Source organism: Halomonas sp. PA16-9 (assembly GCF_009728585.1).
In the GTDB taxonomy this organism is placed as follows: Bacteria; Pseudomonadota; Gammaproteobacteria; order Pseudomonadales; family Halomonadaceae; genus Vreelandella; species Vreelandella titanicae.
The window spans coordinates 1,465,156-1,489,235 of sequence record NZ_CP040452.1; the positions used below are offsets into that span (position 1 = coordinate 1,465,156).

At 54.2% G+C, this 24,080-nt stretch carries 20 protein-coding genes, 5 pseudogenes and 1 riboswitch; of the genes and pseudogenes, 9 read left to right on the forward strand and 16 right to left on the reverse strand.

Translation table 11 applies throughout. The annotated features are described in order from the left end of the window. Nucleotides 1-182: 182 nt before the first annotated feature. Nucleotides 183-1,076, forward strand: coding sequence for an AraC family transcriptional regulator (locus FDY98_RS23185; protein ID WP_027960048.1), 894 nt, complete (start codon nt 183-185; stop codon nt 1,074-1,076). Nucleotides 1,077-1,096: 20 nt separating this feature from the next. On the opposite strand, the gene FDY98_RS23190 is transcribed toward FDY98_RS23185, so the two are convergent. Then, nucleotides 1,097-1,522, reverse strand: coding sequence for a VOC family protein (locus FDY98_RS23190; protein WP_022522552.1), 426 nt, complete (start codon nt 1,520-1,522; stop codon nt 1,097-1,099). Between the two features lie 134 nt (nt 1,523-1,656). Here FDY98_RS23190 and FDY98_RS23195 point away from each other — a divergent pair, with 134 nt between their 5' ends. Together FDY98_RS23195 and FDY98_RS23200 are read left to right on the forward strand one after the other, a co-directional pair. Next, on the forward strand, nt 1,657-2,541 hold the full coding sequence (locus FDY98_RS23195) for a LysR family transcriptional regulator (RefSeq protein WP_027960047.1): 885 nt from the start codon (nt 1,657-1,659) through the stop codon (nt 2,539-2,541). A gap of 32 nt (nt 2,542-2,573) precedes the next feature. Continuing rightward, entirely contained in the window at nt 2,574-2,807 is a 234-nt protein-coding gene (locus FDY98_RS23200; RefSeq protein WP_027960046.1) for a DUF3820 family protein, read from the forward strand. Here the strand turns inward: FDY98_RS23200 and FDY98_RS23205 are convergent. After that, nucleotides 2,804-3,163, reverse strand: a complete 360-nt coding sequence (locus tag FDY98_RS23205; RefSeq protein ID WP_035538246.1) for a hypothetical protein — start codon at nt 3,161-3,163, stop codon at nt 2,804-2,806. The genes FDY98_RS23200 and FDY98_RS23205 overlap by 4 nt on opposite strands. Before the next feature lie 111 nt (nt 3,164-3,274). On the opposite strand from FDY98_RS23205, the gene FDY98_RS23210 reads away from it, so the two are divergent. After that, nucleotides 3,275-4,042 carry a DUF1499 domain-containing protein gene (locus FDY98_RS23210; protein ID WP_009288227.1) on the forward strand — a complete coding sequence of 256 codons (768 nt, stop codon included), beginning with the start codon at nt 3,275-3,277 and terminating at the stop codon, nt 4,040-4,042. Nucleotides 4,043-4,071: 29 nt separating this feature from the next. On the opposite strand, the gene FDY98_RS23215 is transcribed toward FDY98_RS23210, so the two are convergent. The 5 genes and pseudogenes from FDY98_RS23215 to FDY98_RS23235 all read right to left on the reverse strand — a co-directional run bounded on the left by FDY98_RS23215 (nt 4,072) and on the right by FDY98_RS23235 (nt 9,453). Further along, nucleotides 4,072-4,434, reverse strand: coding sequence for a ribbon-helix-helix domain-containing protein (locus FDY98_RS23215; protein ID WP_027960044.1), 363 nt, complete (start codon nt 4,432-4,434; stop codon nt 4,072-4,074). A 139-nt stretch (nt 4,435-4,573) separates the two neighbouring features. Then, nucleotides 4,574-5,142: pseudogene (locus tag FDY98_RS23220) on the reverse strand (DJ-1/PfpI family protein). A gap of 186 nt (nt 5,143-5,328) precedes the next feature. Then, nucleotides 5,329-7,353, reverse strand: coding sequence for a methyl-accepting chemotaxis protein (locus tag FDY98_RS23225; protein WP_340146961.1), 2,025 nt, complete (start codon nt 7,351-7,353; stop codon nt 5,329-5,331). A 45-nt stretch (nt 7,354-7,398) separates the two neighbouring features. Beyond that, a complete protein-coding gene (locus FDY98_RS23230; RefSeq protein ID WP_230803113.1) occupies nt 7,399-8,520 on the reverse strand; it encodes an ABC transporter substrate-binding protein in 1,122 nt (373 codons plus the stop codon). Nucleotides 8,521-8,838: 318 nt separating this feature from the next. Further along, entirely contained in the window at nt 8,839-9,453 is a 615-nt protein-coding gene (locus tag FDY98_RS23235) for a flavin reductase family protein (protein ID WP_009288223.1), read from the reverse strand. Nucleotides 9,454-9,575: 122 nt separating this feature from the next. Between FDY98_RS23235 and FDY98_RS23240 the strand changes: the two genes are divergently transcribed. The 3 genes from FDY98_RS23240 (at nt 9,576) to FDY98_RS23250 (ending at nt 11,366) form a co-directional block, all read left to right on the forward strand. Further along, nucleotides 9,576-10,523 (forward strand): D-2-hydroxyacid dehydrogenase family protein, encoded by a 948-nt coding sequence (locus FDY98_RS23240; protein WP_027960042.1) that lies wholly within the window; start codon nt 9,576-9,578, stop codon nt 10,521-10,523. Nucleotides 10,524-10,704: 181 nt separating this feature from the next. Beyond that, nucleotides 10,705-11,121 carry an alternative ribosome rescue aminoacyl-tRNA hydrolase ArfB gene (gene arfB / locus FDY98_RS23245; RefSeq protein ID WP_027960041.1) on the forward strand — a complete coding sequence of 139 codons (417 nt, stop codon included), beginning with the start codon at nt 10,705-10,707 and terminating at the stop codon, nt 11,119-11,121. After that, entirely contained in the window at nt 11,121-11,366 is a 246-nt protein-coding gene (locus FDY98_RS23250; protein ID WP_081742596.1) for a DUF1289 domain-containing protein, read from the forward strand. The genes arfB and FDY98_RS23250 overlap by 1 nt, the downstream gene beginning before the upstream one ends. On the opposite strand, the gene FDY98_RS23255 is transcribed toward FDY98_RS23250, so the two are convergent. The 6 genes from FDY98_RS23255 to FDY98_RS23280 form a co-directional block, all read right to left on the reverse strand. Further along, nucleotides 11,333-12,370: a proline racemase family protein gene (locus FDY98_RS23255; protein ID WP_035538252.1), complete on the reverse strand. Its 1,038-nt coding sequence runs from the start codon at nt 12,368-12,370 to the stop codon at nt 11,333-11,335. The two genes, FDY98_RS23250 and FDY98_RS23255, sit on opposite strands and share 34 nt — an antisense overlap. A gap of 38 nt (nt 12,371-12,408) precedes the next feature. Continuing rightward, complete coding sequence (locus FDY98_RS23260) at nt 12,409-13,587, reverse strand: zinc-binding dehydrogenase (RefSeq protein WP_027960039.1); 1,179 nt, start codon at nt 13,585-13,587, stop codon at nt 12,409-12,411. Nucleotides 13,588-13,632: 45 nt separating this feature from the next. Next, nucleotides 13,633-14,211, reverse strand: a complete 579-nt coding sequence (locus tag FDY98_RS23265) for an NnrU family protein (protein ID WP_027960038.1) — start codon at nt 14,209-14,211, stop codon at nt 13,633-13,635. Between the two features lie 164 nt (nt 14,212-14,375). Then, nucleotides 14,376-15,344, reverse strand: coding sequence for a magnesium/cobalt transporter CorA (corA, locus tag FDY98_RS23270; RefSeq protein WP_027960037.1), 969 nt, complete (start codon nt 15,342-15,344; stop codon nt 14,376-14,378). After that, on the reverse strand, nt 15,316-16,728 hold the full coding sequence (locus tag FDY98_RS23275; protein ID WP_027960036.1) for a sodium:solute symporter family transporter: 1,413 nt from the start codon (nt 16,726-16,728) through the stop codon (nt 15,316-15,318). The genes corA and FDY98_RS23275 overlap by 29 nt, the downstream gene beginning before the upstream one ends. Further along, nucleotides 16,718-16,823: riboswitch (TPP riboswitch) on the reverse strand. (Overlaps the previous gene by 11 nt.) 124 nt (nt 16,824-16,947) lie before the next feature. Then, complete coding sequence (locus tag FDY98_RS23280; RefSeq protein ID WP_027960035.1) at nt 16,948-17,529, reverse strand: peroxidase-related enzyme; 582 nt, start codon at nt 17,527-17,529, stop codon at nt 16,948-16,950. Nucleotides 17,530-17,707: 178 nt separating this feature from the next. Between FDY98_RS23280 and FDY98_RS23285 the strand changes: the two are divergent. Beyond that, nucleotides 17,708-18,400, forward strand: a pseudogene (locus tag FDY98_RS23285) (hypothetical protein). A gap of 88 nt (nt 18,401-18,488) precedes the next feature. Here FDY98_RS23285 and FDY98_RS23290 read toward each other — a convergent pair. Continuing rightward, nucleotides 18,489-19,981, reverse strand: a pseudogene (locus tag FDY98_RS23290) (CoA-acylating methylmalonate-semialdehyde dehydrogenase). Between the two features lie 275 nt (nt 19,982-20,256). Between FDY98_RS23290 and FDY98_RS23295 the strand changes: the two are divergent. Next, nucleotides 20,257-21,218: pseudogene (locus FDY98_RS23295) on the forward strand (zinc-binding metallopeptidase family protein); the annotation flags it as partial. Between the two features lie 96 nt (nt 21,219-21,314). Here the strand turns inward: FDY98_RS23295 and FDY98_RS23300 are convergent. After that, the gene (locus FDY98_RS23300; protein ID WP_022522535.1) at nt 21,315-22,325 is read right to left on the reverse strand and encodes an alpha-E domain-containing protein; all 1,011 of its coding nucleotides are present in this window, start codon (nt 22,323-22,325) and stop codon (nt 21,315-21,317) included. A 4-nt stretch (nt 22,326-22,329) separates the two neighbouring features. Next, nucleotides 22,330-23,810 (reverse strand): annotated as a pseudogene (locus FDY98_RS23305) (circularly permuted type 2 ATP-grasp protein). Nucleotides 23,811-24,080: the final 270 nt, after the last annotated feature.

Consider the following 24,080-nt stretch of genomic DNA (forward strand, 5'->3'; position numbering starts at 1 on the left):
TCAGCAGACATTTCCCCGCATGCGAGGTATGCCGGTAGTATTCGCCTAATCAGTGATGATAGCGATGAACGAAGCTACGTCATTTTTGCCAAATACTCCGACACCACGTAATAAAATAACAAAAAATAGCCATAAATCGTTATGATTATACAAAAACCACCAGAAACCCGAGAGAAACCCTCATGACCTCCACCGCTCAGGCTGGCAATGCGCTGGCTGCCGTTATCGCGCCACTGGTTAAAAGCGACGGAATCAATAACACGCAGCTACCCGGCGTGTCGTTACTCTGTTTAAGCCGCCATCAGGTACGTACGCCACTGCTCTATGAGCCGAGCCTGACCATCATTGCCCAGGGGCGTAAAATGGGTTATCTGGGTGATCGCGAAATCTATTACGACCCCGGCCACTACTTAGTGCAAACGCTACCACTGCCCTTTGAGTGCGAAACCTACGGCTCGCCGGAAGCCCCTTTGCTGGGTATATCGGTGCGCCTGGATCCGGCACTATTAAGCGAGATGGTGACAGCTATGGGCGATACCGGTCATCACGCCCAGGCACCGCTGCCAATGGCCTCGGTGGCCATGACAGAGGGCATGCAGGACGCCGTATTGCGCTTGGCGCGCACGCTAAACGTAGCGGTAGAGTGCAGCGCCATGGGCAACGCCCGCATTCGTGACGTGGTGTTTGAAGCGCTGAAGGGAGAACAGGGGCCTGCTTTACGGGCGCTCGTACTGGGGCATGGTAACTATTCACGCATTGTGCAGGTGCTCTCTAAGCTCCACACCCATTTTGCCGACGACTTTAGCGTGGAGCAGTTGGCAGCACAGGCCCATATGAGCCCCTCGACTTTTCACCAGCACTTTAAGCAAATTACCCGCTCATCACCGGCTCAGTACTTAAAGCGGTTGCGCCTAATCAAAGCGCAGCAGTTGCTGCTGCAGGATAATCACAACGTTAATCAGGCCGCTGCGGCGGTGGGTTACCGCAGCGTGCCTCAGTTTAGCCGTGACTATAAGCGCTACTTTGGCGAGCCCCCGCTTCAGCATCGCCGCCAGGAGCAAGCGTTACGCGCTTAAAACGAGATTTAATGCAGGGCTTATTTAGCAAACACCTGACTCATATCTTTAAACGCCTTGAACTCCAGGGCATTTCCGCAGGGGTCGAGCAGAAACATGGTGGCCTGCTCACCTACTTCGCCTTTAAAGCGAATATACGGCTCGATCACAAACTGCGTATCGCGCGATTTCAAGCGCTCGGCCAGGGCTTCCCACTCGTCCCACGCTAATATTACGCCAAAGTGCGGCACCGGGACGTTGTGCCCATCTACCGGATTAGTGTGGGCGCTCTCTTGCCCCGGCGTTTTGGGCTGCTCATGAATGACCAGTTGGTGGCCAAAGAAATTAAAGTCGACCCACTGCTCGCTGGAACGCCCCTCTTCCAGGCCAAACACATCATTATAAAACGCCCGCGCCAGCGCCACATCGTAAACGGGAATCGCCAGATGGAAGGGTGAAAGGCTCATGGTCATTCTCCACATTATTGGGTTTTATGAGGGTTAGCGGGCACTTTATGCAGCCCCGCTGTATTAATCCTAGGGCCGCTCATGGGAAAATAAAATCAATAACTATTTAGCTGATTCACAAAAAGGATTGATCAATGATCCGTGAGCTAAAAACGCTGATTGCGGTAGCACAGGAAGGCACCTTTGCCGCAGCGGGCAATAAAATTGGCCTGACTCAAGCGGCGGTAAGCGCACAAATGAAACGCCTCGAGGAAGAGTTGGGTATCCCACTGTTTGAGCGTAAAGGGCGTGCCGCCATCTTGACGCAGCGTGGGCAGGAAACGTTAAAGCAAGCTCATGCACTGCTCACCCTCTACAGCACGCTGGGTGCGACGACTGCAGGCCAAGCCACCACTCAACGGGTCAACATTGGGGCCATCGCGTCCATACAGCGTTCGCTACTGCCCGATGCGCTGGCGCGCTTTCATCACGCCTATAGCGAATGCCGCACCCGCGTGGTGCCTGGGCTCTCCATGGAGCTGGTGAATCAAGTCGACGCTGGGGAGCTGGATATGGCGGTGATTATTCGCCCGCCCTTTTCACTGCACAGCGATTTACGCTGGACGCCCCTTGCCCACGAGCCATTTCGTTTAATCGTGCCGCGCCATATTGAGGGCGATCACTGGCAGGAGCTGATCGCCCGCCAGCCGTTTGTCCGCTACGACCGTGCTTCCTTTGGGGGACGGCAGGTCGAACGCTTTCTACGCGACAATCACTGCAATGTACGTGAAGTATGCGAAGTGGATGAACTGGAGGCCATCGTTAAACTGGTCGCCAAAGGGGTAGGCGTTGCTCTGGTGCCCCAAGCGATTGCGCAGCAACGCTGGCCAGCGGAAGTGCGTGCGATTGATTTAGGTGAACGCACCTTTCACCGTGATGTCGGGCTAATTCACCCCAGTAGCGGCCATTTGAGCGAACCCGCCCGGGCGCTGGCCCAACTGATTGGCGAAATCGCCCAGCGGCCTGATAATGGCGCCTAAAACGTTTCGTTACATATCAAAGGAGTAAATGCATGAAACCAGAGGATCTGGAAAAGCTAGTGACGCGTACCATGCCCTTTGGCAAGTATGAGGGTCGGCTTATCGCTGACCTTCCCGGCCCTTATTTAAACTGGTTCGCTCGGGAGGGGGTTCCCTCCGGGGAAATTGGCCAACTGCTGCATCTGATGCACGAAATTGATCATAATGGGCTTGGCCCGTTGCTTGACCCACTGCGAAAAACGCCTAGCCAGCGTGGCGAAACTTAAGGCTGAGCGTTTTTATCTGCGTTCTCACGCTCGTCAAGGGCACCCTGAAACTCAGCGCGATAAGCGGCCTCGTGCTGTGCGGTATCCGCAGGAAAGCGGCCTAAGGTGACGGCTAGTTCAAAAAAGCCAGCCGCAGGTAAACCACCGCCTCGCCGGCTGACCACCAGTGCTGCGATGAAAGGCTTCTGCTGTGCGGCATCTTCGCGCATTAACTGCTCTAACGCCTGAGTGACTTGAGCGATAGTCCGCGGCGGTGTGAGCGCTAGCGCGCTAGCCACCTGCTGATATGTCATTGGCAGGGCGTCACGCGGTGCGCTGAGCAATAGCTGGCGAAGAGCGGCTACGTTATCGGTCATATATATCCTATCGTCAGGGCTTAACATGTTCACATTGCCCATTGACCCAGTGTTTGTGCTAAGAAATAGTTGTGCTAAGAATAGCGAAATACGCTGTGATAAGGAGAGAACATGGTAACGCGACTAACAACGGTACGCCCTCGTGGAGGCCGTTGGCCAGGCGTGCTAGCTGGCTTAGCCATTTTGCTGCTAGCGGTGGCGACCCTAATGATGGCGGGCTCCGGGCCTGCTTATCGGGGCGAATTTATCAGCCTAGGCGAGGCGTTCAACTTACTCCGTAACGGCGTTTATGCCGCTGGAGGAGCAGTCGCGGTCAGTATTGTCACGCTACTGTTTAGCCTGCTGGTTCATCGCTCTAGGCCCGCCTTAATAGCCACGCTGGTTATCGTCGCCGCTGCTGCACTGCTTTACGTACCCTGGCAGCATTGGCAACGCGCTCAACAAGTGCCCGCGATTCACGACATCACCACCGATACGCAGAACCCTCCTGTCTTTGAAGCGTTAGCTGACGCACGAGAAGCGGCGCCTAACGCGGTTGACTACCCGGGCGACGCCACCGCTCAGCAGCAGCAAGCAGCCTACCCTTATATCAAGCCGCTGGTCTTGGACGAGGCCCCACAAATGGTACTCGCTGCCGCACAAGCTGAGGCCGAAGAGGCTGGCTGGCGGATCGCACGAATTACCGACAACCACATAGAAGCCACCGCGACCACGCGCTGGTTTGGCTTTGAGGATGATGTGGTCATTCGCCTAACCGAGCTTGAGAACGGAGTACAGGTGGATATGCGCTCGGCATCACGTCTGGGTGCCAGCGACGTGGGCACCAACGCAGCGCGTATTGAAAAATTTTTAACGGCGTTGGAAGCGCGACTTGAGTGACCACTTCAATAACGCCTTACTCACTCCCGTCAATGCAATGGATCACGCCTATTGCCGCCCTCGCGAGCTAAAATTTGCTCAGCATCCAGGGTGGCGATAGGCACTTGATGCTGGGTAGGAATATCACCCGTCAATTGAAGCGCCTGATAACGCAGAGCGCAAACGCGTAAAAACGAGGTAAAGTTACCCAAATCGTGCCCGGCGTCGATAGATTCATGATAAAGCCGAGTAATCATTTGGGCCGTGTTCATTCCATCACGCTGGGCAATCTCTTCGAGAATGTGCCAGAAGTAATTTTCCATTCGCACGCTGGTAACCATGCCATCGATACGCAGCGAGTGTGTCGCACTGCGCCACAGCTCGGGGTCGGCTTGAATAAAGAGTTTACACATAGGCGCTGTCTCTCGGGGTGTTCGTAACCACACGCATTATCAGGAATCCTCTGATTAGAGCATAGCGGCAATTATTGGCACAGCAAACAAGAGCGCCCAGCGGGTGCTGGGCAAATTTCGTTAGGTTAGTGGGCCAAGCTCACTTATTCAGTAGCGCCATAAACTGCGCAAGCCAAGCGGGGTGGGCAGGCCATGCGGGGGCGGTGACCAGGTTGCCATCGGTTACCGCATCGGTCACTTCCAGGTTGGCAAAGTGGCCACCCGCAAGCTCTACTTCCGGCTGGCAGGCCGGGTAAGCGGAGCACTGCTTCCCTTCCAGTACTTTTGCAGCGGCTAATAACTGAGCGCCGTGGCAAATCGCCGCCACGGGTTTATTGGTCTCAAAAAAGTGCTGAACCATGGTTAGCACTCTTTGTTCAAACGAAGATATTCAGGCGCACGTCCACCAGGCACCACCAAGGCATCGTAATCGGCGGGGTTAATGCTGGCAAAATCGGCATTCAGGGCAAAACGGTGGCCGGGCTTTTCGGAATAAGTTTGATCGCCTTCGAAGTCATGAATCGCCGTCGCCACAGTATCGCCCGAGGCTTTCCCAGGGCAAACTGCATCGACACGATGGCCGACTGCCATAAGTGCCTGAAATGGCACCATGGTTTCATAATCTTCAGTGAAATCGCCGGTGATCATTAAAATGCGCTTGCTGCTCATCTCAGTGCTCCTCTTGGTTATCTTATGGTTATTGATCGAGTGTTTGAGCACACGCAGGGCGTGTTAGATGAGACTAGCAAGCGCTTTCCGACAATAGGTAGTAATTACTTACTACTGAGTCACTTTCTCCTGCTGCGGAAGCGCTAGATGCCGTTTGCCCTGCCGCGTCGCCGACCCGAAAGCGCCCTACCAGTGAATGCATATCACCGGCACGATCATCCAGCGTATGGCTGCAGTCGTCGCTTCTTGCACCAAGCGGGCGTTCTGGTGTGTCACCTGATCCAGCTGCGAAATTGCCTGGTTGATCTGATCAATACCAGCAGATTGCTCATGGGTCGCCCCAGCAATCTCGGTAACATAGCGCGTCACCTCTCCCAGGCTATCAATGATTTCCTGCAGGTGTTTGCTTGAGGCGTTTACCAGTTGCTCACCCTCGCTTACCTTGGCGACACTGTCGTCTACCAAATGACGAATTTGGGCCGCTTCATCGGCGCTACGTCCCGCTAATTTGCGCACTTCTTGGGCCACTACGGCAAACCCACGGCCCTGCTCACCCGCTCGCGCCGCTTCAACAGAAGCGTTGAGCGCCAGCAAGTTGGTTTGAAAAGCGATATCGTCAATGGCTTTGATGATCGAGGTAATCTTTTCGCTCGCCTCGCGGATATCACCCATTGCCGCCGTGGTGCGCGTTGATACCTCACCAGCGGCACGGGCGCGCTGATCAACATTACCGCTAGCGTCTTTGGCTTGGTCAGCGTAATCAGCGGTCTGTTTCACCGTGGCCGTGATCTGCTCGAGGCTTGAAGCCGTTTCCGCCAACGATGCTGCCTGCTGGTCAGTACGCTGGGAGAGGTTTTCATTACCGGCGGCAATTTGTCGGCTGCTGGCTGCGATGGCTTCGGCACTTTCACGAATTTGTGCCACCATGCCTTCAAAAGTATTCATCATGTTGTTAAACGCTTGGGCAGTTTGGCCCACTTCATCATTGCGCTTAAGCTCTAGTCGCTTAGAAAGGTCAGCGTTTTCCCCTGCGGCTCCGCTGATGTTTTCCATTTGCTGGCGCATCGCCACTAGCGGGCCCAATACACGCACCATGGTACGCCAGCCAAAGATGGCAAGCAGCGCGATGACCGCCAGAGTAACCATAATCAGCAGTGAACGCCCGGCGTTGGCTAATGCTTCGGCCTGGGTCGCGGCGCTGTCCGCCTGAGCCACGGTAAATGCCTCCACGTCGCTCAGCGCCGTGCGCATCTGCGCCATGGCTTGGGCAACATTAGTGAGCGCCGCTTGCACCTGGGCGTTTAACTCTAACTGCTGTAAACGCAGCTCATAGACAGCGTTGTCATCGGATACCATCAACCCATCCAGCTCTACGATGACATCGTCTAGATCACTGATTTGCGCGCGCTGGTCTACTTCGGTGCTAGGCGCGTCGGCGATCGCCGCCAGTGATTGGCGAGCTAGACCCACCTGCTGGGCAATTTCATTGTGACGCAAATTGACCAGCGCATCGACGCTAGTCGTTTGCATCATCTGGCGGCCAAGATCTGACAGCTGCGCTAATGCCATGCGCGCATTGCCGCTCAGGCGTCCGATGTCCGCTTGCGCGGTAAACATATTGTCGAGCAATTGGGTCGGTAACGTGGTCATGCCATCTTCGCGCCAGGCTTCCACTAACTCGCGCTGTTCACGGTCACTGCGAACCTGTGCTAGCGCCGTCCGCCCGGCAATATCTTCGGCACTTAGTATTACTTGAGAAATAAGCGCTTGCATTGCACTGATGCGCTCAGCCATCTGGGTTTGTAGGCTCAGCTCTTCGCGGCGAACGGCTTCCAGCGCCGTATCTCCTTCCAGCAATGCTTGATAGTGGCTATCCAGCTCACTCAACCCTTGCGCTTGATCAACCCCATGGAGGCCTTGCCGTGCATCATTAAAACGCTCATCCAGTGCCGCTTGAGAGGTGGTCTCATCTAGATCAGTCACGCTTTCTGCGGCAAGCAAATCCGCATGGCGTTGACCAAATGCCCCCATGGTAAGCACCATGCCCATGCTGGCATCCTGAAGCGGCAATACTTCATTGGTAATATAACGCTGTGAGTCGATTAGCCGTTGGTTGGTCGTCCAACCGGTTGCCGCCAGCACCACAGCGCCTAGCACTGCGGCTAAGAACAGGCTGATCAACATCGCTCGAATACTTAAGGTTTTTTTCATTATCTGTTTTCACTTGTGTCAGGGGACAGACAGGTAACGTAAGCTTTAGGGCAACAGGCTTGCCCATTCCACCGACTCGAAACGGCCGTTTTTAATAATGGTTGGCCATACCGCATCACTGGCTTGATGGTCATTTGGCCCCAAGCTCAACGGCTCTTCCAAACCAATATCAACCGAGCCCAACCCAAGCAGACCATCCACAATCGCCTCACGGTCAGGGTTAGCACCGGCCGCTCTTACGCCCTCAACAAAGAGTTTTGCCGCCAAATAACCTTCCAGGGAAATAAAGTCAGGCTCACTACCACGGGCATGGGTTTCCAGCGCTTTGCGGTAGGCCTCAACGGCGGGCAGGTCAGCATTTAGCGGAGGGACGACTTGGGTAATAATGACGCCTTCCGCTAGATCGCCAAGTTCATCCATAAGTGCTTGGCTGCCCACAAAAGAAACGTTCAGAAATAGCGTATCAGGTAGGTCCTTTTTCGCTTCACGAATGAAGTCCGCTGCGGGGCCGTAAGTACCGACGATGATAACGGCGCGTGGTGTCACCGGCGCTTCCAGAATGGTCGCTAAGCCCTGGTGAATATTACGTGTACCGCGAGTAAAGCGGCCATGAGCCAGTGCCGCGATATTGTCGACGCCATGGGCAGTTAATGCCTGGGTGGCACCATTGTATCCTGCATCGCCAAAGCTATCGTTCTGCGTAAAGAAGGCGATCTCCTCGGGCAAAACACCTGCCTCCAACAGCCCGCCCACCATGGCGGCGGTTTCTTGTACATAGCTTGCCCGGTAGTTAATCACGTAGCGGTCAGGCGGCGTTTTGCGCAGCACACCCGCGCCTGTAAAAGCGCCATACAGAAGCGTTTCATATTCGTTAAAGATGGGAATAGTAACGGTGGCCGTCGGAGTGCCGACATTTCCGATCGCCGCGAGCACTTCATCCTCTTGAATCAACTGTCGGGTATTACTGGCGGCCTGCAGCGGTTTGTACTGATCATCCCGGGCAATTAACGCCAGGGTTTCACCATTAACCCCGCCTGCCTCGTTGACTTCGGCAAAGTAGGTCTCGATACCTTTTTGCATACCCAATCCTAGCGGTGCGGCCCCACCGCTGGAAGGAGCAACAATACCGAAACTCAGCTCTGCCTGCGCAAGAAGTGGAACAAACATTCCCACTGCTAATGCTATATTCAATAAGTATTTTCTTAATAAGACCTTTTGTGACAAGGCTTTTATTAACAACCCGATTCCCAATCGTTGCATTGATCTGCTCCTTGCTGGCTAGATCACTTCCCCACTACATAAATGGCAATATCGAATACGTGCAATGGTTAACACCGCACGCGTTCGAAATCACCAACCAGTTCTTATCTCTATCGGCGGGAGGATATACGACTAAAGATTAATTATCGTTGGTTGCTAAGTAACAAATATTACTTAGATTGTAACAGTTGATGTCACACCCGCCATTAGCGCAAAATTATGCTTTTAAGCAGGTCTTTCGATGGCGAAACGGTCACTGATACGGATGTAATCACTGCCTGCAAGCCGACCAACAGGTTTGAGTCGATCCATATCTACATGGCGACCATCCCACAGCGAATCGTCAATATGGATGGAGACAACCTGAGCCAGCACCAAAGTACCTGCTAGCGGCTGGTCACCAAAGCTAATCATATCGAATAGTTTGCAACCAAACGCCACGGGAGCGTTGGCAATGCGTGGCACGCTGACCCCAGGCATCTCAGCTTTTTCAAGGTCGGCCAGCGCAAACTCATCCTCTCCTGGCGGCAAGCTGGCGCTAGTGGTATTGAGCGCTTCTATCAACCCTTCACTACCCACATGTACGACACATTCAGGTACTTCTTTTAAATTGCGCACGGTATCTTTAAGTTCACCGCTACCATTCAGCAGTGGAGAAAACGCCAGCACCGGTGGATTCACGCTGACCACGTTAAAAAAGGAAAATGGCGCCAAATTGGCATTTCCTTGCTTATTCTGGGTAGACACCCAGGCAATAGGCCGGGGGCAAACAGTGCCCGACAGCAACCGATAAATAACCCCTGGGCTTAGTGGGGAATCATCCAATAGGTAGTCGCTCATTTTTGACTCCTGAGTAATGGGTTTAAGCGTATTATCAACCTATAACAGCTATCACTTTACAACAGCATTGCCAGCATAGACGCGTTTTACAAACATATGCTGCCCGGCAAGGAACCGATTCAATGAAGATTGTCATTGCTGATGATTATCAGGACTGTGTGCGCAGTTTAGACGCTTTCAAGCAGCTAGAAGGTCAAGAGGTAAAGGTTTATCACGATACGCCTACTGACCTGGATGCATTGAGCGCACGCTTTCAGGATGCCGAGGCGTTGGTACTCATCCGTGAACGCACGCCTATCACGGCCGCCCTGCTTGAACGCTTGCCCAACCTGAAAGTCATTAGCCAAACGGGTGGTGGTGCAGCGCACGTGGATATGGAGGCTTGCAGCCGTCATGGCATCACTGTTATGACGGGCACTGGCTCGCCCTATGCGGCGGCAGAATTAACCTGGGGCTTGGTGCTTGCCGCGATGCGCCATATACCTGCAGAGGTCGAGAACCTGAAAGCGGGCCGTTGGCAGCGTACCTTAGGCACGGGCCTTAAAGGCCGCACCCTAGGCATTTTTGGCTATGGCAAAATCGGCAGCTTAGTAGCGCGCTATGGCCAGGCATTTGAAATGAACGTTTTGGTGTGGGGAAGAGAAGGCACCCGCCAGCGCGCTTCAGATGCTGGACTAGAGGTAGCCAAAAATCAGGCTGATTTGTTCCAGCGTGCGGATGTGCTCAGCCTACACCTTCGTTTAAACGACGATACTCGCGGTATCGTCAACGCTGAAACCCTAGACCAGATGAAGCCCACATCTCTGTTGGTGAATACCAGCCGTTCTCAGCTAGTGGCACCTGGGACGCTGGAACGAGCACTAAAAGCCGGGCGACCTGGTCAAGCCGCAGTCGACGTTTTTGATACGGAACCCCTGTTGGGGGATCCGTTACTTGAGCTGCCCAATCTTATCGCCACGCCTCACCTTGGCTATGTGGAAAAGGATAGCTACGAACTCTACTTTGGCGATGCGTTTAGTAACCTGCTGGCCTACATCAATGGTCAGACAGTCAACAATCTAGCTGACTAATAGGGCGCGCTAAAACGTGGGCTAAACATCAGGGCTGCAAGCGCCCCATAGTCTCATCAGGCTGGTAGCCCACACATTCGCGAGCTGAAGCTCCCTACCACAAGTGCTGAAAGCCCTCCTTCGTCTCAGGTGTGCCAATTGTGCTAGCCTTATGGGTTAACGAGTAACACAGGGGCCATTAATGCTCACCATTTCTAGCAACGTTACCCTGGCTGATTGGGAGATTGATATTAGCCAGATTCGCGCCCAAGGCGCGGGCGGCCAGAACGTCAATAAAGTCGCTTCAGCGGTACATCTGCGCTTCGATATTCTTAGCTCAACACTGCCACCGCTGTACAAAGAGCGCTTAATGGCGCTGTCCGATCAGCGCATCAGCAAAGAGGGCGTGGTGATTATTAAAGCCCAGAGCCATCGTAAGCTTGAGCTGAATAAAGAGGATGCGTTGGCACGCTTAAAAGAGCTGATACAGAGTGCCACCAAGCAGCAAAAAGCACGCCGTGCCACTAAGCCCACCAAAGGTTCACAGCGCCGCCGCGTCGATCACAAAACCCGTAAGGGCAAAATTAAATCGCTGCGCGGTAAGGTGTCGGCCTCTTAATGACTAAAGACGCCGCACCTCCTGCTCAGCGCCCCCTTTCGCCCTGCATACAAATCTGTCAGATTGAACCAACAACATCGGTGTGCGAAGGGTGTGGTCGCACGCTGGATGAAATTGCGGTTTGGGGCAGCATGACCGAGGCCGAAAAGACCCCGGTATGGGAACGCTTAATAGCCGAAGGCTATGTTTCTAGGGACTATGTTTCTAGGGGCTATGTTTCTAAAGGCAGGGCTTCCGGCGAGTGACGGTCGCGCAAGATATGGTGTAGCTCGCCACACGCGACCATCGGGTCATCACAGTTAATCACAATATCCGAGTGGGCCAATACATAGCTGCGGCCAGTAATGGTATTTTCCACTACCTGGTAAGCCCCTTCCTGATGGGTGCCAATGAAGGTGCCGATAAACCCCGTCTCACGCAGTGACACCGTCTCTAGCTTATCACCTACATTCAAACGCCCTTCGTAGTTCATTAGCGCTAGACGTGCCGAGGTGCCGGTGCCCGTTGTGCTGCGGCAAATAACGCCTGGATGAACGTAGGTCGTTGACCGTGAACGTGTATACCCCTCCCCTATCTGCTCTTCAGGCCCCATAAAGTGCAAAAATGGCAGAGGCCCCACATCGCCCAGAGTGTAGTGAGAAAAGCCCCGCTGCGCTTTTATTGCCTCAACAATTTTGTAGGCACACTCTGAAAGTGCGCGCTCCTCATCACGCACCAACTTAAAGCCCAGCTCGGTTGCATCGACCAAGGCGTAAAAGCCACCGCTATAGGCGATCGAATAGGTGACTTCGCCAATCCCCGGCACTTGAATCGTATCGCGATAGGTATCGATATAGCTGGGAAGGCCGCCACAAGTAACCGACTCCACCACACCGTTATGCACCTTCGCTTCGATTTGCACTAGCCCCGCCGGCGCTTCAAGCTTAAAGCGCTGTATGCCTTCCTGCTTGGGCACAATGCCGCTCTCCAGCACGGCCGTGGCGGTACACAGCGTGTTGGAGCCAGAGTAAATAGGGTACCCCATCACTTCCATAATGATGTAACCCGCCACCGCCTCAGGGTGAGTGGCCGGCACCAACAAGTCGACCGACATTTCCGGAATGCCGTAGGGCTCTTCGAGCAGCAGGCGACGCAAACCGTCGGCGTCATCACGCAGGTACTCCATCTGCTCGCGGACGGTGGCGCCAGGCAGAATATCAATCCCCCCTGTGACGATACGGCTAACGTCACCACCGGCATGAGTGTCCATTAGCTGGATGGTATGAAGGTTATGCACTAGCGGCGCTCCTAAACGGCAGAAGAAGGATTTTCAAGGGCGAACGGCGCACCGTGAGATGCCCACTGAGCATCGGGAACAAGCACAATTTTGCCCAGATAATTGCTGCCCCGGTTAACAAAATAGCGCTCGGCGGCATGCAGGTCAGAAAGCTTAAAAGCGGCGTGAAGTACCGGTTTTAATTCCCCGCTGCGAATCCACGCCACCAGCTGTTCGGCCTCTTCTCGGGTGCCATGGGAAACGCCAAATATCTGTACTTGATAAAGATACACGCGGGTCCACATCATTTCGCTAAGGTTCCCACCGCTGGCACCGGCAATAGAGAGACGGGGGTAGCTCTTACGCCCCTGCATATCGACAATCATGGTGTCGATAAACAGGTTGGTCATCTCACCGCCGACCAAGTCCATCACCGCATCGATTGGCTTACCGCCTGTGGTTTCCAGCACTCGGTCAACAAACGTCGGCAGGTCGCCACGATCAATGACCGCTTCTGCGCCTAGTGCTTTGAGCGCCTCGGCTTTATCTAACTGGCTAACGGCATACGGAACCGCTCCCACAATACGGCAGAGCTGAATGAGCGCGGTGCCCACACCACCACTAGCGCCACTGACCAGCACACGCTCGCCAGCACTCACCTTGGCGGCAGTCATCATGTGGTAAGCCGTTTGATAAGAGCACATGCCCATTGAGGCCAATTCAGCGTCGTGAAGCTCGGGGTTGGGCACGTGATAAAACTGATCAGCAGGCACAGCGATATACTCAGCAAAGCCGCCGTCGGCTCCATGGCCATAGTAATCCGGGGTTAGATTAATATCACGGCGTTCATCGGCGTAAATATTAAAATCCAGCAAACCTCGCTGACCAATGCGCCCGGCGTCAACGCCCTCTCCCACCGCCACTATGCGGCCTGCGACGTCAGCGCCTTGAATACGCGGGAAAGTTAAGGTTGGCGTACCACCCATGGCAAAGGAGGTAACATCGCCTTTGTCCTTGGTAGGGTACAGCCCTTCACGCGCCTTGCGATCCGTGTTGTTCTTCGCCGTGGCGGTCACCTGCACCAGCACTTCGCCCGCCTTGGGCTGCGGCGTGGCGACACCCTGATGGTATTCCAGCTTTTCTATACCGCCATGTCCAACCAAGAGCATAGCAGCCATTGTGGTGGGCACCGTGTGTGTCGTCTCGGCCATGGAGTGACTCCTAGGTTGGGCTAACGTCAAACTGCTAAAAACAGATTAGCTAAAAACAGGGACGCCAATCAGCACTGTGTGCAAGTAAAAGGCAAACACCACATACGCTACCAAGCCGACGAGTATGGTAGCAATGGTGGCCATTTTATTAGTGCTAACGGGCGCTGGTGGCGTAAGACGACCACGCTTTTTGGCGGTTTTGAACGCCAGGATAGCCCAGATAAGAAAGGCAGCAAAAAAGATAATATCACCCAAGCGACCGTTGGCCAGCAGGTGAGCAAACGCCCAGATTTTTACCGCCAGCATCATCGGATGGCCAAGTTTGGCCTTAATCGCGTTATGCGGAATGTATGCCGCCACCAGCATAATAAAGGCGGGCACCATCAGCAGCGCCACCGCATGGCGCATTCCCATTGGCGGGTACCAGATATAGATGGGATCGAGGCGCATCTGGCCAAAACCGTATATAGCAATGGCCAGGCCAACGATGGATACCGCTGAATAGGCTACTTTCCAAGTGGTTTCGCCATGTTTCGCAATCTGCTGCTGACGCCAGTTTTCAGCAAAGATACGTACAGAGTGGCTGCCTAAAAAAATCAGCAGCCCGATAATCATAATCGTCATGGAACAACTCCCAGTGAAAACGCTAGTCGACGGCTTTATGCCTTATAGTCTTGGTCGCTGGAGAGGATGCCACACTCAGCCACCGACCACCTATGCATGGGTCAACTTTTTGTTTCCTGGAGTCGTTCTATGGGGAGACTAAACCCCGTCCTTAAAACCTGTCCTTAAAACCAATGCTTGCGCTTAAATAGCCAAATCATGACACCCGCAATACCCAACATGGCTCCCCAGACAAAAAAGTAGCCATACTGATAACGCAGCTCGGGCATATTTTCGAAGTTCATACCGTAAATCCCGGCAATAAACGTGAGCGGCACAAAAATCGCGGTAATCACCGTGAGCACCCGCATGGTGATATTTAGCTGGTGGGAGGAAATAGAGATATAGCCATCGATTAGGTCACCGCAAATGTCGTAGTACATTTGGGTCAATGTGTAGAGGCGTTCGAAGCGATCCGCTACATCGTTGATGGCGTGCAGGGTTTCGCTCTCTTCCCGCGGTAAATGCTCATAGTCATAAGCGGTGAGTTCTTGGGTAATCCCCTGGTGGTAGCTAAAGATGCGGCGCATTTTAACCAGCCGGGAACGGTAAGTGATGATCTTGCGCATTAGCACATCATTACCATTTTCCAGCAGTTCGTCTTCCAGATCGCTTAACGCCGTTTCGAACTCAAGCAGGCTATCGATATAAAAGCCCGCAGAAATATACATTACCCGCAGCGCGACATGTTCCGGCGAATGGGCCAGCAGGGCTTTACCGTGCTCGTTGAATAGCCGTTCTATGGAGAGCGCTTGGCCGGGATGGAGGGTGACCAGAAATCGCTCCCCCACAAAGAAACAGACCTGTTGAGGCAGATAGTTTAGTTCGGCATCAAAGGAGGAGATGCCACGATAAATAATCAAGGTGTGATTATCAAACTCTTCAATTTTTGGCGGATGGCGCTCTTTGTGGGCATCTTGAATCGCCATGGGGTGAAACTCAAACGCCTCTAAAATCGCCCGCTCGCTTTGTTGGGACTCGCCCTGCATATCGATCCAGATATGACTGCCAGGCGTCGTCTGCCAGACAGCCAACAGGTGTTCATCCCCCTCGTGGGTCTCACCTTCAGGGGTGGTCAGAAGAGTTCGAATCATGGACGTCCTTGCGAATAGCTAGCGTTAAGTAGGCTAATAGCACACTCACCAGCGTTGAGGCGATTAACGCCCCGACGAATGGCCCCAAGGTAGGGACACTGCCCGGAAAACTGGCGGCCACCATCCCGGCGACCAAGCTTCCTTGGCTTAACCACCCTGGGAGAATGGCACCCAGCAGCCCCGCGATGCCACCTACAATGGCGGCCAGTGGCGTCATTCGTTGCCACAGGCCCAACAGCACAGGTACCACAATGGCAGCACACAGCAGGTCGGCAATCAAAAACAGACGCAGTACTGACAACCCCTGCAAGGCAATTAATACCACCGGTACCATTACTACCACTGTCACCCAGCGGGCAGCCACCAGTGATACGCCCTGCTGCTCGCTGCGCGCGACCACCAACGAGGCAATACCATTTTGCAGCGTATCAACGCTGGAGGCCACCAAGGTCACCGCTAATACCAAGGCGGGTAGCGTCAGCCAAACAGGAGCATCACTTAACAGGGCAAAAAATGGCATCGGCGGCTCGCCTAATGGCACACCACTCATCGCGGCCAATACACCCAGACCACCAATCACCATGACGACGACTACCGTCATTGCGCCACCTAACCATGCCCCGCGCCCCAGGCTTTGATCGTCTTGAGCGGCCCACACGCGCTGCCAATAGCCTTGATGGAAGAGATTGGCCGCGGTAACCGCGATCACTAGCGTTAACGCTACGCTGAGCGCACTGGTGATGGGAATGGCAGGAAGCGCAGCCTCGTTGGGAATAGTGGGAAGCCGCCATAGGGCCATGCCACCGACCACACACAGCAGTACCAGTAACAACCACGCCTGCCAACGGTCAGTGGCAAGGCTGGCCCGTAGACCACCTGCCGCAGTATAGATGAGCGTGGTAAGCGCCACGCCAATAATCACCAGTGCGGGGGGCACATCGGAAAGCAGCGCGGTAATGGCGCCAATAGCGGTTAGCTCGGCAGCTAAAAAGCACGCCATATAGGCGATTGATACCAGCGTTACCCAGCGCCTTACACCAGGGCCATAGCACGCTTCGGCAAACTCGGCGATGCTGCGTCCCTCGGGCAGCGCCCGGCGAATCTTCGGCCCATACAGCCCCAAGACGATAAACGGCAGCGCAGAGCCTAATGCATAGCCTGCCAGGGCCAGCGGGCCAACAAAGGCGCCGATTTCAGGAGGAGCAAAGAGAATCCATGCGCCCATGCCGGAGGCAAGGAAGGAGAGCCCCAGGGTAGATGCCGTTTGCGAGTTACGGGCGGTGACATAGTCATCAAGTGGGCCATTCACCCAGCGAGCCCGGAGGCCTAAGTAAGCAAAGCAGCACAGCGCCGCACCAAGCACGGCTAACGTTAGGTAAAGCATGTCGCACTTCCTCCGCCGGTACGAACCGGATCAGGTTCCAGGGTCTGCGTAGCCGCATCTCAGCCCTTTTATGCAGGGCTCCCCTGGCGACAGTGAATGTAGGTGTTTTGCTAAGCGCTTTTTCTAAGTACGTTTTTGGGTACTTTTCGAAGCGCTGTCTCAAGAACTATTCTCAATCAAAATCATAGCTTAGTAAAGTTAAGGTGCGCTGGTCGCCTCTTAGCGAGGCACTCGCCCCATCAGGTAGAACTCCTCATTGGGTGGCGTACCTGCCAGGGTAACCAACCGATTCGACAAGCCAAAAAACGCCGCGATCGCGCCTATATCCCAGCAATCCTCTTGGCTAAAGCCTACTTCCAGCAGGCGGGCAAGCCATTCATCAGTCATTTCACCCACATCGATGGCACAGTGCATGGCGAAATCGAGCATCACCCGGTGGCGCTCGCTAATCGGCGCCACCCGATGGTTGATCGCCACTTGGTCAGCGAGTAGCGGGTCTTTACTGTAAATGCGCACCAGTGCCCCGTGAGCAACCACACAATATAGGCAGCGATTACGTGCGCTGGTAGCCACTACAATCATCTCTTTTTCGGCTTTGGTGAGGGTATCTGATTCGCGCTCCATCAACGCATCGTGATAGGCAAAAAAAGCACGAAATTCAGCAGGGCGATGGGCCAACATCAGAAAGACATTGGGCACAAAACCCGCTTTACCCTGAACGGTCAAAATGGTATTGCGAATATCGTCAGGCAGGTCATCCAATGTTTCAGGCACGTTAAAACGACTTAATGATGAAGACATGCTCACCTCTTTCTTGTTAAGTTTAGCCATCTCATAAAAACGGCTTAGCGGTTGTGTAACAAAAAGCTGAATTAAGAGGCTTTTATTCAGCCGCCCTACTCGCCATACTGAAGATTCGTTCTGTGACAAAAAAACATGCGCTACTCTTAATAAACAGTTCGTTCAAAGGGACACTGTCATGAGCCATAACGAAGCCAAGGAACATACCCCGGTCGTCTAAACGAGCTGTTTACTGACCCTTACCGAGCATTTGAAAATGATACCGATGAGCGTCAGCTGCACATTCGTATAATGCTACATATGCTGCTTGCCCGCCCAATGACACGGGGTCAAATGACACTTCGCGTCATTCATGGCTGGGAAAATGGCGGCTGTGAGCCCGAAGACCTCCAGCATGTCGACTATACTCTTGATGGCGTTCCTGACTTTAAGCGCGCTGTACAAGATTTTGAACACGCTTCTAAGCACAACACACCGTTACCTGCCGACAACAGCGCCATTCTTGCCGCCCCGCTTGCCAATGCAATTGCAGACGCCGAAGCCGAAGGGCAAGACCTTACCAACGATATTCGCGAGACCCCTGCGCGCTGGCCAGCCTTTGAGGGTGGTTTGGCACTATATACGCTGTTTAAAATGTACCATCGGCTGATTTATGGCGAAGATGACACCTACCGCTGCACGCAGTGTGTAACTCCGCTGGGAATGCGCGAAATACATGAGTTTTCACCTTGAAGAGGGTGAGTTTGCTCTGCTCGTCCCCCCCGCTGAACACTTTATGGGTAAGGAGTCGCTGTTAGTATTGCATGAAAGCCAGCTCGGCCCCATTGAACAGCTGCTTGAAGAGAGCCTCCCGCTGTTTGACAACTTTTAAGCCAGCCACCTGGCTTGATCTGCCAAGCGGTTAACCGACCTCGTTAGCAACTGGCCCCGCTTAAGCGGAGCCAGTTAGCGCCACTTTTTTAACCCAGCGAAATCGTGCTATTAATACCGCTGGAAACATTCTCGGGTTCAAACCAACGTGCCGTTACGGTTTTTGTTTGTGTCCAGAATGCAATCGCCTGCTTACCATTGGGCCCTAAATCGCCCAGCTTTGAAGCCCTTGACCCGGTGAAACTAAAGTAAGCGACCGGTACGGGGATTGGCACGTTAATACCAATTTGTCCAACATCGATATCGGTTTCAAACCGGCGCGCTACCCAGCCTGAGTTAGTAAAGATGGAGGTACCGTTGCCGTTGGGATTGGCATTGATAAAGGCAATCGCCTCATCCAGGGTTTCAACACTGACCACACACAGCACGGGGCCAAAAATCTCTTCGCGATAAATGGTCATATCGGCGGTTACATCGGCAAACAGGGTCGGCCCCACGAAGTTACCGTTGGGGTAACCCTCTACCTGAACCTTGCGACCATCAACCATCAGTTTGGCGCCCTCTTTCTCCCCTGCATCGATTAAACGTAGTACACGATCACGGGCAGCAGGTGACACCAGCGGGCCCAAGTCCGCATCAAGCTGAGTGCCTGGGCCTACTTTCATTGCTCGCGCCGCATCTACTATATCGCTTAGCCACTCGCGTGCCTCGCCGACAAGCACCACTACCGAGTTCGCCATGCAGCGTTGGCCCGCAGCGCCAAAAGCTGAGCCCAGCAGGTTGTTGATCGCTTGACTACGGTTAGCATCAGGCATAACCACACAGTGATTCTTGGCGCCCATCATCGCCTGCATGCGCTTGCCCGCCGCTGCTGCACGGTTATACAGCAGCGACCCCACATGGGTAGAGCCGATGAACGAGAGCGCTTTGATATCCTGATGATCGGCAATTGATTGGCCACGTCCGGGCCACCGTGCACTACGTTGAGCACGCCCGCAGGGATACCCGCTTCATGGGCTAGCTCCACTAAGCGCATGGTGGAGCTGGGATCCTGTTCGGAGGGCTTAAGCACAAAGGTATTTCCGGTGGCAATCGCCAGCGGGAACATAAAGCAGGGCAACATAATCGGGAAGTTAAAGGCGGTAATCCCAGCCCCACCCCAGCGGTTGGTGCATGGTGTAAACGTCTACCTCTTGGCAGCGTTTCGGCTAATTCACCAACTGCAACGAAGTAATCGAACAAGCGTGCTCTACCACTTCCAGACCACGACCCACTTCGCCTTCCGCATCGGGCAGGGTTTTACCGTGCTCTTCAGTAATCAGTGCCGCGAGTTCAGCGGTATTGTCGCGAATCAGCGCTTGCAGCTTGAGCATAATGCGCATGCGCTTCCCCAGCGGCACTTTACGCCACTCCTTGAACGCTTCTTTGGCACTACTGATAGCGCGTTCTACTTCGTCAGCGGTACAGAACGGCACTCGAGCCACTACTTCTTGCGTCGCAGGGTTGACCACGTCGCGCCACTCCTGGCTCTGTGACTGGACGGCTGGCCATCGATATACATGGGAATTTCGCGAACGGACATAGCGTTGCTCCTATTTATGGTTGTGGTTGTTATGGTTGCGAGTATTAAAAAAAGCTGTTTTTAAAACGCATCGCGGTAAGACAAGTACACAGGGTATAGCAGCAAGTTGACGTTAACGTCAACCAAGTATCTCATGAGTAAACAAAATCTACGCCAGAACGTCAATTAGCCTTTTCATTGTGGCACCGCGCTGGCTATGCTTCGGCTAATCAGTGTGCCGCAGGCTTGCGGATCGCCCACGGCGAAAGCTCGTGTTTAAACACAGGGAATTATCTATGCAGACCTTTCACTGCCGCTGTGGCAATACGCTGTTCTACGAAAACACCCACTGCCTTGCCTGTCAGTCAGAAGTAGGCTGGTGCCCTGCTTGTAGCAATATCGTGGCCATTGAGCCCTTGGATAACGGCGGCTATCGCTGTACCCACCCGGGTTGCGATACAGCGCTAATGAAGTGCCACAACTACGCTGTTGAAAACGTATGTAATCGGCTGGTGGTGATGGAGCACGGCCAAGCGGACACGCTCTGCGACTGCTGTCGTTACAACGAAGTAATACCCGACCTCAATATTGCAGGCCACCGTGAGCGTTGGGCGGCACTAGAGGCTGCTAAACGGCGCCTTTTTCATACTCTGGATCTACTTAAACTTCCCCACGGTACCAAAGACGACGACATTGCTGTGCCGTTAAGCTTCTCATTTATGGCTGATGCCCTCCCCGACCAGGGCTTATGGCGTTCCACCGCCAAGACAGAGAAGGTGTATACCGGCCATGCAGCAGGCATATCACCATCAACATCAAAGAAGCCGACGACGTTGAACGCGAGCGCTTGCGGGTCGACATGAACGAATCCCATCGCACATTAATTGGTCATTTCCGCCATGAAATCGGCCACTACTATTGGGATGTATTGGTTAAGGATCGCGATGAAGAGAATTGCCGTGCGGTATTTGGCAATCACCACCGGCCAACCTATGCCGAAGCGTTAGAGCGCTACTACCAGCAGGGGGCGCCCAGCGACTGGCCTAATCGCTTCATCTCTGCTTACGCCACCATGCACCCCTGGGAAGATTTTGCTGAAACATTTGCCTACTACTTGGATATGGTCGCCGTGCTGAATACCGCACTGCACATGGGCATTACCCCCGTTGAGTACGACGGCAGTCTGGAGAGCATGCTGATTGCCTTTCATCAGGTAGGGATGGCAGTGAATGAGCTCAACCGGGATATGGGCCTGCTCGATTTGGCCCCAGGAGTGCTTGCCCCAGCGGTGCGCGAGAAGCTGGCGTACCTGCATCGAACCGTGCAGGCCGCTAGAGCGCGGCTCCCCCACTGGTTAGTCGTTATCGTTATCCCCTGCGTGGCTTTGACTCTGGCTCTGACTCTGGGTTTGGGTGACGCGGGGCACGCTGTCGTCATTCACAAAGTAGGTTGCGCTAAGCGTATCGTGGATAGCGGCAAAGCCGATCTGCAGTTCGTCGATAAACAGGTGCAGCTTGCTGGGTGAGTGGGCCAGCGCTTGAATATCGGCATCCACCACATCGGCGCGCACCAGTGAAACGGTCGCTGCCGGTCGATCCTGTCTTGGCAGTAGCGTCAGCTCATGGCCCAGCGTCTCCAAGCTGCAGGCAATGGAGCGTGGCAGATTAGGATCTTGCAGCAAAAAGCGCAGCACATCCGGGCCCCGAACGCGTAAGCGTACCTGCTGACGGTACATTTGGTAGGCGGTGAGCGATTTGAGTACGCTCATCCACTGCAGGTTTTCAAACGGCAGCAGCTCTTCAGGGTTTTGCGGCAGCAGGCTGGCAGAGCGCACATCCACGATGCGAGTAGTCATATCGGCCCGCTCTAACTGACGCCCCAACTCAATAAAGGTACGCGCAGGGCCATGGCTTAACGTGCCTTCAATCAGGCCCGTCAACGCCTGGCAGCTACGGATGACGCTTTTGAGAAAGCTATCGCGACGGCGTGGACTAACACCGTTTTCGGCATGATCGGCCACGCTCAGATAGAGCTGGTTAACCTCTTCCCAAATCTCCCGGGGCACCACATCCCGAGTGGTTCTGAGGTTCTCACGGGCACTGGCAAGCGCAGAGATAATCGAAATATCATTGTCAGTATCAGCGCATAAAAAGTGCACCACATTGCGTTCATCAAAGTCTTTATGGCGTGCGGTAAAGGCTTCCAGACTGCCGGTCATTTCGATAAGCGGTGCCCAACCTAACGGCAGGCGCCCCGGCAAATCGAGCATAAGGTGGCTATTGACACTCAGCAAACGGGCAGTGTCTTCCGCACGTTCAATATAGCGCGCCATCCAGTAGAGGTTCTCTGCAACGCGTGACAGCATGGCGTTAGGCTCCTTTCACCGCGGCCGCTGCCGCCTTATCGTCGGTTTCTACAATCCAGGTGTCTTTACTGCCGCCACCTTGAGAAGAGTTCACCACCAACGAACCCTCTATCAATGCCACGCGGGTTAGTCCACCGGTGGTGACGTGGATTTCTGGCCCCGAAAGAATGAAGGGGCGCAAATCCACATGGCGCGGCTGCGGTAATCCATTCGCCAGCGTAGGCGTGGTCGACAGTGCCAGGGTCGGTTGAGCCATATAGTTGCGCGGGTTCGCCTTAATCAAGCGGGCAAACTCTTCGCGGGTCTCTTTGGTTGAGCGTGGGCCAATGAGCATGCCGTAGCCCCCCGACTCATTGGCCGGTTTCACTACCAATTCATCCAGGTGGTCGAGTACATAGCGGCGATCGTCCTCGAACATACACAGGTAGCTGGGCACGTTGGGGATCAGCGGCTCTTGATCGAGGTAGTAGCGAATCAACGCGGGAACAAAGGCGTAAACGACCTTATCGTCCGCCACGCCGGCCCCCGGAGCATTGGCAAGTGCTACTTTCCCCGCCCGCCAGGCGCGCATTAGGCCCGCCACCCCCAGCATGGATTCCGGGTTAAATGCTTCCGGGTCGAGAAACTCATCGTCTACACGGCGGTAAATAACATCGACCGGCGTAGCCCTTCCACGGTGCGCATGTACACCACATCATCGTCATCAACGAGTAGATCACTTCCCTGCACCAGCTCGACGCCCATTTGCTGGGCAAGATAGGCGTGCTCAAAATAGGCAGAGTTGTAGATCCCGGGGGTCAGTACCACTACCTGGGGGTCATCACCTGGCCTTGGCGACATCGCCGCCAGCATGTCGTAAAGCTGAGCCACATAGTCATCAACGGGCAAAATCTTGCCTGAGGCGAACAACTCCGGCAGTACCCGCTTGGTGACATTGCGGTTTTCCAGCATGTAGGAGACACCGGAAGGAATGCGTAAGTTATCCTCCAGCACGTAGAGCGTCCCGTCGCCATCGCGCACCAGGTCAGAGCCACATACATGAGCCCATACGCCGTGAGGGGGGTTAATGCCAACACACTGGGGGCGGAAATTAACCGATTGTGCCAGCACCTCGGCGGGCAATACTTTGTCCTTAATGACTTTTTGATCATGGTAAAGGTCATCGATAAATAGATTCAGCGCCTGCACGCGCTGCTTAAGGCCTGCCTCGGTTTTACGCCACTCACTGGCGGGAATGATTCGCGGCACAATATCAAAGGGCCAGGCACGGTCAATCATCGCGCCTTCAGAGTAGACGGTGAAGGTAATCCCCATGGTACGAATAGCGATCTCCGCCGCGGTTTTTCGCTCCGCTAACTCCTCGGCGCTAAACCTTGCCAACATGTTGCACAATTCACCCGCTGACTCGCGTGGCTGACCGGGAGCGGCCATCAGCTCATCGTAGTAATCACGACACGCATAGTTATTCCAATTCACTTGGCTCATGGGCGCTCTCCTGGCGCGGGGGTGGAAGCGGCAACTTCCTCAATGCTCAGTGTAGGCCTGCCGCGTGCAAAACAATCAAACAAATGAGAGCAAAATGCGTACCATCTTTTGCGATATTTCAACGTTCACTTACTTAAACGCCGCTTGACAGAGAGCACGAGAAAATTAAAGCGCTTTTATGCGCCGCATTGGTGCATAAAAGTGGCGTCAAATTGGTGCACAAAGCGCTTTCCACTTTAGTTAAACGTCTTAGTTAAGATAGCGGCTGCA

What these genes read in the sequence shown, in the direction of transcription:
- FDY98_RS23185 (WP_027960048.1), top strand. Translation starts at nt 183, where the DNA reads ATGACCTCCACCGCTCAGGCTGGCAATGCGCTGGCTGCCGTTATCGCG.
- FDY98_RS23190 (WP_022522552.1), bottom strand. Translation starts at nt 1,522, where the DNA reads ATGAGCCTTTCACCCTTCCATCTGGCGATTCCCGTTTACGATGTGGCG.
- FDY98_RS23195 (WP_027960047.1), top strand. Translation starts at nt 1,657, where the DNA reads ATGATCCGTGAGCTAAAAACGCTGATTGCGGTAGCACAGGAAGGCACC.
- FDY98_RS23200 (WP_027960046.1), top strand. Translation starts at nt 2,574, where the DNA reads ATGAAACCAGAGGATCTGGAAAAGCTAGTGACGCGTACCATGCCCTTT.
- FDY98_RS23205 (WP_035538246.1), bottom strand. Translation starts at nt 3,163, where the DNA reads ATGACCGATAACGTAGCCGCTCTTCGCCAGCTATTGCTCAGCGCACCG.
- FDY98_RS23210 (WP_009288227.1), top strand. Translation starts at nt 3,275, where the DNA reads ATGGTAACGCGACTAACAACGGTACGCCCTCGTGGAGGCCGTTGGCCA.
- FDY98_RS23215 (WP_027960044.1), bottom strand. Translation starts at nt 4,434, where the DNA reads ATGTGTAAACTCTTTATTCAAGCCGACCCCGAGCTGTGGCGCAGTGCG.
- FDY98_RS23225 (WP_340146961.1), bottom strand. Translation starts at nt 7,353, where the DNA reads ATGAAAAAAACCTTAAGTATTCGAGCGATGTTGATCAGCCTGTTCTTA.
- FDY98_RS23230 (WP_230803113.1), bottom strand. Translation starts at nt 8,520, where the DNA reads ATGTTTGTTCCACTTCTTGCGCAGGCAGAGCTGAGTTTCGGTATTGTT.
- FDY98_RS23235 (WP_009288223.1), bottom strand. Translation starts at nt 9,453, where the DNA reads ATGAGCGACTACCTATTGGATGATTCCCCACTAAGCCCAGGGGTTATT.
- FDY98_RS23240 (WP_027960042.1), top strand. Translation starts at nt 9,576, where the DNA reads ATGAAGATTGTCATTGCTGATGATTATCAGGACTGTGTGCGCAGTTTA.
- arfB (WP_027960041.1), top strand. Translation starts at nt 10,705, where the DNA reads ATGCTCACCATTTCTAGCAACGTTACCCTGGCTGATTGGGAGATTGAT.
- FDY98_RS23250 (WP_081742596.1), top strand. Translation starts at nt 11,121, where the DNA reads ATGACTAAAGACGCCGCACCTCCTGCTCAGCGCCCCCTTTCGCCCTGC.
- FDY98_RS23255 (WP_035538252.1), bottom strand. Translation starts at nt 12,370, where the DNA reads ATGGACACTCATGCCGGTGGTGACGTTAGCCGTATCGTCACAGGGGGG.
- FDY98_RS23260 (WP_027960039.1), bottom strand. Translation starts at nt 13,587, where the DNA reads ATGGCCGAGACGACACACACGGTGCCCACCACAATGGCTGCTATGCTC.
- FDY98_RS23265 (WP_027960038.1), bottom strand. Translation starts at nt 14,211, where the DNA reads ATGACGATTATGATTATCGGGCTGCTGATTTTTTTAGGCAGCCACTCT.
- corA (WP_027960037.1), bottom strand. Translation starts at nt 15,344, where the DNA reads ATGATTCGAACTCTTCTGACCACCCCTGAAGGTGAGACCCACGAGGGG.
- FDY98_RS23275 (WP_027960036.1), bottom strand. Translation starts at nt 16,728, where the DNA reads ATGCTTTACCTAACGTTAGCCGTGCTTGGTGCGGCGCTGTGCTGCTTT.
- FDY98_RS23280 (WP_027960035.1), bottom strand. Translation starts at nt 17,529, where the DNA reads ATGTCTTCATCATTAAGTCGTTTTAACGTGCCTGAAACATTGGATGAC.
- FDY98_RS23300 (WP_022522535.1), bottom strand. Translation starts at nt 22,325, where the DNA reads ATGCTGTCACGCGTTGCAGAGAACCTCTACTGGATGGCGCGCTATATT.